We start from the raw sequence: 9,056 nt of genomic DNA on the forward strand, positions 1-9,056 counted from the left end.
CAGAGCAGGAACAGCACCATGCCCGGCGCCGTCACGCGGCGTGGGATCGTGATCATCGGAGCTTCCTCCAGTTCAATGGCAAGCACCCCGGGCCCCCGCGTCCGATGCGCGGGCTGGCCCGGGGCGTGGGCGTCGTGAGGCGGATCAGCCGTCGAGGCCGGCGCGCAGGCTCGCCATGGCGGCGAGCACGCCGCCGCGCTGGTGCGGCACGCCGGCCGCCGCGAGGCCCATCTCGACGCCGGAGAGGGCCCCCATCAGGGTCAGGTCGTTGGTCTCGCCGAGATGGCCGATGCGGAAGATCTTGTCGGACAGCTTCGACAGGCCGGCGCCGAGCGACATGTCGAACTTTTCCAGCACCACCGCGCGGAAGGCGTCCGCGCCCTTGCCCTCGGGCATCATCACCGCGGTCAGCACCGGCGAGTACTCGTCCGGGTTCTGGCACAGCACTTCGAGCCCCCAGGCCTCGACCGCGGCGCGGGTCGCGGCGGCGAGCCGCTGGTGGCGGGCGAAGACGTTGTCGAGCCCCTCCTCCAGCATCATCGCCACCGCCTCGCGCAGGCCGTAGAGCAGGTTGGTGGCCGGCGTGTAGGGGAAGTAGCCCGTGGCGTTGGGCTTCAGCATCTCCTCCCAGTCCCAGTAGGACCGGGGCAGGTTGTTGGACTTGCCCGCCGCCCGCGCCTTGTCCGAGATCGCGGTGAAGCCGAGGCCCGGCGGCAGCATCAGCCCTTTTTGCGAGCCGCTGACGGTGACGTCGACGCCCCACTCGTCGTGGCGGTAATCGACCGAGCCCAGCGAGGAGATGGTGTCGACCAGGAGCAGGGCCGGGTGCCCGGCCGCGTCGATCGCCTTGCGGATCGCCGGAATGCGGCTCGTCACGCCGGTGGAGGTCTCGTTGTGGACCACCATCACCGCCTTGAAGCTGTGGCCGCGGTCCTCCGCGAGCTTGGCCTCGACCAGGGCCGGATCGACGCCGTGGCGCCAGTCGCCGGGCACGAACTCGACCTCGATGCCCCAGCGCGCCACCATCTGACGCCACAGGGTGGCGAAGTGGCCGGTCTCGAACATCAGCACCCGGTCGCCGGAGGAGAGCGTGTTGACGATCGTCGCCTCCCAGGCCCCGGTGCCGGAGCCGGGATAGATCACCACCGGTCCCTCGGTGCGGAAGATCGTGCGGCAGCCCTCCAGCACCTCGCGGCCGAGCACGCCGAATTCCGGCCCGCGGTGGTCGATCACCTGCCGGTCCATGGCGCGCAGCACGCGCTCCGGCACCGGGCTCGGACCCGGAATATGCAGGAAATGTCGTCCGGTGCGGCTCGTCATGGTTCCTCCCGTTCAGCCGAATGCCGGGCGTTCCACGTCGCACCCGGTCTTTTCATCCCCCAGGTTTGCATTCATTTTGAGCGGAGACAAGAAGTATCATGCCTTCATTCCACCCATCGACGGCGATCGGACCCGCTGCTACCAATCCCTGATGACTTCCGCCATGACTCACGGCATGACACTCGACGGACCTGACTCGGAGGGCGCGGACGGCCCGATCCCCCTCCCCGCCGAGCTACCCGTCGCGGCGCCGGCCAAGCTGCCCGCGCGGCCCCGGGAAAACCTCGTGCATTCCCTCCACGACGAGGTGCTGGCGCGGCTGCGCGACTTCATCGTCGAGGGCAACCTCGCCCCCGGCGCCCGCGTGCCCGAACGTCTCCTGTGCGAGCGCTTCGGCATCTCGCGCACGCCCCTGCGGGAGGCGCTGAAGGTCCTGGCTTCGGAGGGGCTGATCGACCTGCTGCCGAATCGCGGCGCGCGGGTCCGCCGAATCGGCGAGCGGGAGATCGTCGAGCTGTTCGACGTGATGGGCGGCCTGGAGGCCCTGGCCGGACGGCTCGCCTGCGAGCGCATCACGGAGGAGGCCTACGCGGCGATCGAGCGGCTGCACCACGAGATGTACGGCCACTACCTGCGGCGCGACCTGCACGGCTACTTCGCCTGCAACCAGGCGATCCACGACCGGATCGTCCAGGCCGCGGACAACGCGCCCCTGAGCGCCACCTACACAAGCTTCGCGGGGCGGCTGCGGCGGGCGCGCTACTCGGCCAATCTCGACGCCAACCGCGACCGCTGGGGCGAGGCGATGCGCGAGCACGAGGAGATGCTCGACGCCCTGCGCCGCCGCGCCGGGGCGGAACTCAGCGACATCCTGTTCCGCCACTTGCGCAACAAGCGGAAGGCCGCCGCCGACCGCGAGGCCGCGGCACCGGCCCAGAGCGCGATCGAGGTCGGTGAGAGCGCCTGACGCGCGAACTTTCCATCATTTTTGAATGCATTTTGCACGACCGAGCGGCCCGTTCATGCCACGCTTTGCCGCCAATCTGAGCCTGCTGTTCACGGAGCTGCCGCTGCTCGACCGGTTCGCGGCGGCCCGCGCCGCCGGGTTCGCGGCGTGCGAGATGCAGTTCCCCTATGCCGAGCCGAAGGAGACGCTCGCCGCGCGCCGCGCCGAGGCCGGCCTGCCGCTCGTGCTGCACAACCTGCCCCCCGGCGACTGGGCTGCGGGCGAGCGCGGCATCGCCATCTTCCCTGAGCGGATCGCCGCGTTCCGCGACGGCGTCGCACGGGCGATCGACTATGCCGGGGCGCTCGGCTGCCGGCAGATCAACTGCCTCGCCGGCCTCGCGCCGCCGGGCGCCGAGCGGGCCCGCCTGCGCGCGACGCTCTCCGAAAACCTCGCCCACGCCGCCGACGCGCTGGGCAAGGCGGGCATCCGCCTGCTGATCGAGCCGATCAACGACCGCGACATGCCGGGCTTCTTCCTGAACCGCCTCACTGAGGCGGCCGCGGTAATCGAGTCGGTCGGGTCCGACAACCTCTTCATCCAGGCCGATCTCTACCACATGGCGATGATGGGCGAGGATCTGGCGGAGAGTCTCGCCGCCCACCGCGACCGCATCGCCCATGTCCAGATCGCCGACGCCCCCGGCCGCCACGAGCCCGGCACCGGCACCATCGATTTTCCCGCCGCCTTCGCGGCCCTCGACCGCCTCGGCTACGACGGCTTCATCGGCTGCGAATACCTGCCCGCGTCCGGCACCGAGGCGGGCCTCGGCTGGATGGCGTCCTATCGCTGAAAGTTCCGGGTTCCCAAAGGGCTAGCCCTTTGGCGGGGCGCCGGGGCAGCGCCCCGGCCTTCTTCCAGGGCTCTGCCCCGGACCCGCGAAAGGACTCGTCCTTTCGAAACCTGCTTCTTCAGAAGATCGGCATGCCGCCCGCGACGGTGATGAGGGCGCCGGAGGTGTAGCTGCTCTCCTCCGCCGCCAGCATGACGTAGGCCGAGGCGAGTTCCGCCGGCTGTCCCGGGCGGTTGAACGGCACCTGGCTTCCGAAGGTCTTCACCGCATCCTCGCTCATCCCGGCGGGGATGAACGGGGTCCAGATCGGACCGGGCAGCACGCCGTTCACGCGGATGCCGGTCTCGGCGAGGAGCTGGGCGAGGCCGAGCACCATGTTGCTGAGCGCGCCCTTGGTGGCGCTGTAGGCGAACAGGGTCGGCACCGGGTGCTTGGAATTGACCGAGGAGGTGAAGATCACCGAGGCGCCGGGCTTGAGATGCGCCAGCGCCGCCTTGGTGGCGTAGAACGGGCCGAAGATGTTGGTCTGGAAGTGTTTTTCGAAGATGGCGTCGTCGATGTCGGCGACCCCCTGGTTCGGCTGCTGGAAGGCGGCGTTGTTCACCAGGATGTCGAGCCGGCCGAATTCCCGGGCGGTGCGCTCGACGATCTCGCGGGCATAGGCCGCGTCCTTGATGTCGCCGGGGAGCAGCAGGGCGCGGCGGCCCGCCCGCTCGATCCAGTTGCCGACGGTCTCGGCATCCTTCTGCTCGTCGGGCAGGTAGGAGATCGCCACGTCCGCGCCCTCGCGGGCATAGGCGATGGCGACCGCCCGGCCGATGCCGCTGTCGCCGCCCGTCACCAGGGCGGCCTTGCCGGCGAGCCGGCCCGAGCCCTTGTAGCTCTCCTCGCCGTGATCGGGCTCCGGCGCCATCCTGGTCGTCTGGCCGGGAAAGCTCTGGGCCGGCGTCTCGAAGGGCGGGCGCGGGTACTTCGTCAGCGGATCGGTCATCACGGCTCCTTCTCGGGGATTGCCGCGACAACCGGATGCGAGGGGCGCCGTTCCGCCGCGGCGACCCTGGGCCGCGGTCAGCGCGCCGGCACGAGGGTCGCGTCGAGCACGCGGGCGACGTGGAGGGCGTCGCGCCCGAGACCGTCGTGGATCTGGTGGCGGCAGCTGGTGCCGTCGGCGACCACGAGGTCGTCGGCGCCCGCCTTGCGCAAAGCCGGGAACAGCGACAGCTCGGCCATGGCGAAGGAGACGTCGATGGTGTCCCGCCCGTAGCCGAAGGCGCCGGCCATGCCGCAGCAGCTCGATTCGATGACGCGCACATCAAGCCCCGGCACGGCGCGCAGCACCGTCTCGACGGCGCCCATCGCCCCGAAACTCTTCTGGTGGCAGTGGCCGTGCAGGTGGGCGACCCGGCCGCCCTGGTCGGCGAGCGGCAGGCTGATGCGGCCCGCGGCGAGGTCGGCGGCGAGAAGCTCTTCGAAGAGGAATGCCTTGCTCGCGAGCTCGGCCGCCTCCTCGCGCGGCAGCAACGACAGAAACTCGTCGCGGAAGGTGAAGAGGCAGGAGGGCTCCAGGCCCACCACCCGGGCGCCGGCCCGCACGAAGGGCAGGAGCGTGTCGAGGGTGCGCCGGGCCTCCTCCCGCGCCCGGTCGGTCTGGCCGGAGGCGAGGTAGGTGCGGCCGCAGCAGAGCGGGCGGCGGCCCTTGTGCGCGACGACGCGGTGCAGGCGGTAGCCGGCCGCCCGCAGCACCCGCTCGGCGGCCTCGAGGTTCTCGCGCTCGAAGGCACGGTTGAAGGTGTCGCCGAACAGGACGAGATCGCGGAAATCGCCGCTCACGTCCTCCGGGTGGGCGACCTCGCCGGTTTCGCGCCAGGGCCGGCGCCACTCGGGCAGCGAGCGGCGGGCGGAGAAGCCGGCCCAGCTCTCGCCGAACCGGGCGAGCGCGGGGTAGCGGTTGCGCAGGTTGAGCAGCGGCGCCAGGGCGGCGGCGACGCCGGCATAGCGCGGCATCTCGGCGACCAGCCGCTCCTTCAGCGGCAGGCCGTGCCGGGCGTGGTAGTGGTGCAGGAACTCAACCTTCATCTTGGCCATGTCGACGCCAGTCGGGCATTCCCGGCGGCAGGCCTTGCACGACACGCACAGATCCATCGTGCGCTTCATCTCAGGGCTCAGGAACGCGTCGTCCCCGAGCTGGCCCGAGATCGCGAGGCGCAAGGAGTTGGCACGGCCGCGGGTGAGGTGCTGCTCGTCGCGGGTGGCGCGATAGGAGGGACACATCGCGCCCCCGGCGAGCTTCCGGCAGGTGCCGTTGTTGTTGCACATCTCGACCGCCGGGCCGAACCCGCCCCAGTCCGACCAGTCCAGCGCGGTCTTCTGCGGGGCGCTCACGGCGTAATCCGGCGAGAAGCGCATCAGGGAACGGTCGTCCATCTTCAGCGGGCGGACGATCTTGTTCGGGTTCAGGCGGTTGTCGGGATCGAAGCCGTCCTTCACCGTCTCGAAAGCGCGGGTGAGCTTCGCGCCGAACAGCGGCTCGACGAATTCGGAGCGCGAGATGCCGTCGCCGTGCTCGCCCGAGTAGGAGCCCTTGTGGCGGCGCACCAGCTCCGCCGTCTCCTCGGCGATGGCACGCATCTTTTTAACGTCGCCGCCCTCCTTCATGTTGAGGATCGGACGCACGTGCAGGCAGCCGACGGAGGCGTGGGCGTACCACGTGCCCCGGGTGCCGTGCTTGGTGAACACCTCGGTGACCGCGTCGGTGTAGTCGGCCAAGTGGTCGAGGGGGACGGCGCAGTCCTCGATGAAGGAGACGGGCTTGGCGTCCCCCTTCATCGACATCATGATGTTGAGGCAGGCCTCGCGCACCTCCCACACCGCCTTCTGGCGGTTGGGTTCCACCACCTCGACCACAGCGTCGGCGAAGCCGTGATCGGCCATGCACTGGTCGAGGCGCTTCAGGTCGCGTTTGAGCGCGGAAAGATCGTCGCCGGCGAACTCGGCGAGCAGCAGGCAGTTGGGCTGGCCCCTGGTGATGTCGGCGAGCGTCGTGCGGAACAGCGGGATGTCGGCGCCGAGCACCAGCACGTTGTTGTCGACGAGCTCCACCGCCACCGGGTCAAGGGCGACGATGTGCTGCGTCGTCTCCATCGCCGCGCGGAACGAGGGGAAGTGGCACACGCCCATGACCCGGTGGGTCGGCAGGCGCGAGAGCTTGAGCGTCACCGAGGTGGTGGCGGCGAGCGTCCCCTCGGAGCCGACGAGGAGATGGGCGAGGTTCGGGCGCGGCTCGATCAGCGAATCGAGGTTGTAGCCGCCGACCCGCCGCTGCACCCGCGGGTACATCTTCTCGATCTCGTCGCGGTTCTCGGCGGCCAGGGCGAGCATGCGCCGGGCGAGGTCGTCCGCCCGCGCGCCGCCGGTCACGGCGCTCGCCTCGTTGCCGGTCAGCCCGAAGCCGAAGGCGGCGCCGTCGTGGAACAGCGCCTCCATGGCGAGCACGTTGTCGCTCATCTTGCCGTAGCGCAGCGAGCGGGCGCCGCAGGAATTGTTGCCGGCCATGCCGCCGATGGTGCAGCGGGTCGCGGTGGAGGGCTCCACGGGGAAGAACCAGCCGTCGGCCTTCAGCCGGGCGTTGAGGCGCTCCAGCACGTGGCCGGGCTCAACGGTGACCGTGCCGGCCTCCGCGTCGTAGGCGAGGACGCCGTTGAAGTGGCGCGAGCAATCGACCACGAGGCCGGCGCCGATCGGCTGGCCGTTCTGCGAGGTGCCGCCGCCGCGCAGGATCACGGGGACGTCGAACTGCGCCGCCACCTTCAGCGTCGCGGCGATGTCGGCGGCGCTCTTCGGGAAGACGACGCCCGCCGGCATGATCTGGTAGATCGAGGCGTCCGTGGCGTAGCGCCCGCGGGTGAAGGTATCGAAGCGGGCTTCGCCCTGCAGCACCTCCGCGAGCTTGCGCGGCAGCCCGGCATCGTTGCGGGCCTTCGCCCGCGCGCTGGGAGCCGGCGCTTCGGAAGCCGCCTCGGCCGGTTTCGCGCTCGCGCTCAAGTGGAACCTCCCTCCCCTCGCCTCACCCTGGATCGGCGCCCGGCGTTTTTGAATTCATAATTCTCCGGAGATGGCGGGTCAAACGCGACGAGGTCGCGGGGGTGACGGAAAAGCGGCTGCCGATGGGATCGGCAGCCGCTTCGCCTGCGCGGATATCCTGCGGACGCTCTACAGGGCGATCCGCTGCGGGATCGCTTCCGGCGCGCGGTGCCGCTCCGCCAGGACGGGCACCGGCAACATGATGGGACGCTCGGGTGCCACGTCCGGGGCCTGCGCGGCCGGGCCGCGGCGCAGGAGGATCGGGTGCGGCTCCGGCGCCGGTACCACGGGGGCCGGACGCGGTGCGGCGGGCCGCAGGCTGCGCTCCATGAAGCCGCGCATCAGCGGCACGATGTCCTGGCGGAAGCGCGAGCCGTTGAAGATGCCGTAATGCCCGGCACCCGGCTGCATGTGGTAGGCCTTGGCCGCCTCGGGCAGGTTCACCGCGAGGTCGAGCGCGGCCCTGGTCTGGCCGAGGCCGGTGATGTCGTCCTTCTCCCCCTCGATCGCCATCAGGTGGCAGCGGCGGATCGCGCCGAGATCGACCGGCTCGCCGTGGTGGCGCAGGGTGCCGCGGGGCAGGTCGTGATTCACGAAGACGCTCTCGATCGTCTCCAGGTAGAACTCGGCGGTCAGGTCCATGACGGCGAGATACTCGTCGTAGAAGGCCCGGTGTCGGGCGGCGGAATCGCCGTCGCCGCGCACCAGATGGTCGAACATCGCGTGGTGGGCGTCCCTGTGTCGCTCGAGGTTCATCCCCATGAAGCCGGCCAGCTGCAGGAAGCCCGGATAGACCGCGCGTCCGACGCCGGGATAGCCCGGCGGCACGGTGTGGATGCAGTGCCGCTCGAACCAGGAAAAGCCCTTCTCCTGCGCCAGCGCGTTGACGGCGGTGGGCGAGCGGCGGGTATCGACCGGACCGCCCATCAGCACCGCCGAGCGCGGCACGAGCGGGTGCTCCTGCGCCTCCATGCGGGCGATGGCCGCGAGCACCGGCACCGAGGGCTGGCACACGGCCGCGACGTGCAGGTCCGGTCCCAGCGCCGCGAACAGGGCGATGCAGGTGTCGATGTAGTCGTCGAGGCCGAACCGTCCGGCGGCGACCGGCACCTGCCGGGCATCGGTCCAATCGGTGATGAAGACCTGATGGCTGTCGAGGAAGGCCTCGACGGTGCCGCGCAGCAGCGTGGCGTAGTGGCCCGACATCGGCGCGACGATCAGGAGCTTCGGCTTCGCCTCCAGCGCCGCGGACGGCTCGCCGAAGGCGATGACGCGGCAGAACGGGCGCTCCCAGACGATCCGCTCCGACACGCCGAGCCCGAAGGCCGGCTTGGCGTAGACGCGGGTGGCGCGCTCGAACATCTCGCAGCCGGCGGCCACGGTGCGGCTCTGGGGGGCGTAGGCAAGGGGATTGAACGGATTCTCGCAGGCAAGCCGGGTGACCTCCGCCGCCAGGCGCATCGGTGCGAGCATGAGATGGCCAGCCTCGTAAAGAGGATACAGCATGCGAGCGCTTTCCTGGAGCAGCTCGCTTGACCCAAGCTGTCCTTTTCTTGCGTTGGTGGAGTGTGCAACTCGCCGTGCTGAGAAAAGGTTTCGTTTTTACAAGATCCTCCTGTTGACGGCGCCGGCCGAGCTCCAGAAATGGCAAGCAAAAAAGAAGAGGCTCGCCGCACTCGATCGCCTGGATCGGCAACGGCCGCCGCGGGCGCGCACGCGACGCCACACGACCCAGCGAGCCGCTCGGGACAGACAGCCTCGAACCATCATGCCGACGAGACCGACGGGCTTCGTCCGGGAGAAGGCCTCACACGGTTTCCGGTCGATCGCTTCGGGCTCTGCCGGGCTCCGTCATCG

Annotated in this window: 6 protein-coding genes; 2 read left to right on the forward strand and 4 right to left on the reverse strand. The window is 70.2% G+C overall.

From position 1 onward, the window contains the following. Positions 1–144 precede the first annotated feature (144 nt). The gene (locus MFF42_RS12230; RefSeq protein WP_238255991.1) at positions 145–1,320 is read right to left on the reverse strand and encodes a pyridoxal-phosphate-dependent aminotransferase family protein; all 1,176 of its coding nucleotides are present in this window, start codon (positions 1,318–1,320) and stop codon (positions 145–147) included. Positions 1,321–1,495: 175 nt separating this feature from the next. Between MFF42_RS12230 and MFF42_RS12235 the strand changes: the two genes are divergently transcribed. Then, positions 1,496–2,287 carry a GntR family transcriptional regulator gene (locus MFF42_RS12235; RefSeq protein WP_238255992.1) on the forward strand — a complete coding sequence of 264 codons (792 nt, stop codon included), beginning with the start codon at positions 1,496–1,498 and terminating at the stop codon, positions 2,285–2,287. A 55-nt stretch (positions 2,288–2,342) separates the two neighbouring features. Beyond that, entirely contained in the window at positions 2,343–3,119 is a 777-nt protein-coding gene (hyi, locus tag MFF42_RS12240; protein ID WP_238255993.1) for a hydroxypyruvate isomerase, read from the forward strand. A gap of 118 nt (positions 3,120–3,237) precedes the next feature. Here hyi and MFF42_RS12245 read toward each other — a convergent pair whose 3' ends face one another. The 3 genes from MFF42_RS12245 to MFF42_RS12255 all read right to left on the reverse strand — a co-directional run bounded on the left by MFF42_RS12245 (position 3,238) and on the right by MFF42_RS12255 (position 8,705). Beyond that, entirely contained in the window at positions 3,238–4,110 is an 873-nt protein-coding gene (locus MFF42_RS12245) for an SDR family oxidoreductase (protein WP_238255994.1), read from the reverse strand. Positions 4,111–4,187: 77 nt separating this feature from the next. Next, complete coding sequence (locus MFF42_RS12250; protein ID WP_238255995.1) at positions 4,188–7,160, reverse strand: FAD-binding and (Fe-S)-binding domain-containing protein; 2,973 nt, start codon at positions 7,158–7,160, stop codon at positions 4,188–4,190. A 168-nt stretch (positions 7,161–7,328) separates the two neighbouring features. Next, complete coding sequence (locus MFF42_RS12255; protein ID WP_238255996.1) at positions 7,329–8,705, reverse strand: polyhydroxyalkanoate depolymerase; 1,377 nt, start codon at positions 8,703–8,705, stop codon at positions 7,329–7,331. Between the last annotated feature and the right edge of the window lie 351 nt (positions 8,706–9,056).

The sequence above is a fragment of the Methylorubrum podarium genome (genome assembly GCF_022179745.1).
Classification (GTDB): Bacteria; Pseudomonadota; Alphaproteobacteria; order Rhizobiales; family Beijerinckiaceae; genus Methylobacterium; species Methylobacterium podarium.

Coding starts and splice junctions, on each gene's coding strand:
- MFF42_RS12230 (WP_238255991.1), bottom strand. CDS start 1,320: ATGACGAGCCGCACCGGACGACATTTCCTGCATATTCCGGGTCCGAGC.
- MFF42_RS12235 (WP_238255992.1), top strand. CDS start 1,496: ATGACACTCGACGGACCTGACTCGGAGGGCGCGGACGGCCCGATCCCC.
- hyi (WP_238255993.1), top strand. CDS start 2,343: ATGCCACGCTTTGCCGCCAATCTGAGCCTGCTGTTCACGGAGCTGCCG.
- MFF42_RS12245 (WP_238255994.1), bottom strand. CDS start 4,110: ATGACCGATCCGCTGACGAAGTACCCGCGCCCGCCCTTCGAGACGCCG.
- MFF42_RS12255 (WP_238255996.1), bottom strand. CDS start 8,705: ATGCTGTATCCTCTTTACGAGGCTGGCCATCTCATGCTCGCACCGATG.